The organism is Pauljensenia sp. UMB3104, assembly GCF_030217285.1.
Lineage (GTDB): Bacteria > Actinomycetota > Actinomycetes > Actinomycetales > Actinomycetaceae > Pauljensenia.
Genome location: NZ_JASONN010000478.1, coordinates 1 through 248, shown reverse-complemented (window position 1 = coordinate 248; position 248 = coordinate 1). Strand labels below are relative to the sequence as shown.

At 57.7% G+C, this 248-nt stretch carries 1 pseudogene; it reads left to right on the top strand.

Annotated features, from left to right (window positions below):
- Nucleotides 1-248: pseudogene (locus QP415_RS12475) on the top strand (2,3,4,5-tetrahydropyridine-2,6-dicarboxylate N-succinyltransferase); the annotation flags it as partial.

The window sequence follows — 248 nt, the reverse complement described above, 5'->3', positions numbered from 1 at the left end:
CACCCTGACTCACATGCAGCGCCACAATGATGCGCGCGGTGTTCGCACCACGGTTGTCACCTGCAGGTCAGATCTGGACGATCAACCGCAGTCCACTGCGGATTCCTACCTGCGCCTCCACCTGCTTTCCCACCGAATGAAAAAGCCGAACACCATCAATCTTGACGGTATTTTTTCTCGCCTCCCCAACGTCGTATGGACCTCCGAGGGCCCGTGCGCAGTCGCAGACTTCGAAGAAACACGTCTGC